General features: G+C 63.8%; 1 protein-coding gene. It reads right to left on the reverse strand.

From position 1 onward, the window contains the following. A partial coding sequence (locus H5395_RS18400; RefSeq protein ID WP_182793993.1) for an IS5 family transposase occupies nucleotides 1-913 on the reverse strand: 913 nt, incomplete at its 3' end. Between the last annotated feature and the right edge of the window lie 67 nt (nucleotides 914-980).

Consider the following 980-nt stretch of genomic DNA (forward strand, 5'->3'; position numbering starts at 1 on the left):
CGGCCGTGCCGAGTGCATTGAAGCGGTTCATCAGTGCAATGCGGACGTGGATTTCGGCGGTCTGACGGTCGGGGTCCCGGGATGCGATCCTCTCGCCGAACGACTTGAGGCATCTCATCCTGGCCTCGATCCGACTTCGAACGTGATAGCCTGACCATCGTTTCCAGATAGCCCTCCCGAAGCGCTGGGTCGTCCGGAGGGTGTCATTGCGTGCTCTGGCAGCAGGGCAGTCCTCCTTCCAGCGGCGTCCGTTCTTGCGGATCGGTATGACGGCGGTGCCGCCCCGTTCGAGGATCGCGGCATGGCACCTGCGGGTATCGAAGGCGCCATCCCCGGTCACGGTGCCGATCTGTTCATCCGGTGGGATCTGATCCAGAAGGTCAGGCAGAACGGGGCTGTCGCCCTCGCGGCTTGAGGTGAACTCCACGGCGCGGATGTCGCCGGTGGCGGTGTCCATCGCCAGGTGGACCTTGCGATACTGGCGGCGGCGATGTGTGCCATGCTTGCGGGCAAGCCACTCGCCATCACCCAGGAACTTGATCCCGGTGCTGTCCACCAGCAGGTTCAAAGGGCCCGCCGCACGGCGGCTCGATATGTCGACGGAAATGGTCTTCTGCCTGCGGCTCAGGGTGGAGAAGTCCGGCACCGACCAGTCGAGTCGCGCCATCTGGAGAATGCTCGCCACCATCCCCGTCGTTTGCCGGAGCGGCAGGCCGAACAGCACCTTCACCATGAGGCAGAACTGTATCGCGGCATCGGAGAACACCGGAGGCCGACCAGGACGCCCAGCCTTGGGCGCGCGCCATACCATGTCCTGGTCCAGCCAGATCAACAGGGAACCGCGCTGCTTGAGCCCATCATTGTAGGATTTCCAGTTCGTCGTGCGGTAGCGGGTGGGTTCAGGCCTGGTCATGGCAGGCCCTTAACCCGCTGGACCACTCCAGTGAATCCTTCCGAGGGCAGAGTTCTGCAACAACGCC

Origin of the sequence: Paracoccus sp. MC1854 (assembly GCF_014164635.1) — a bacterium.
Classification (GTDB): domain Bacteria; phylum Pseudomonadota; class Alphaproteobacteria; order Rhodobacterales; family Rhodobacteraceae; genus Paracoccus.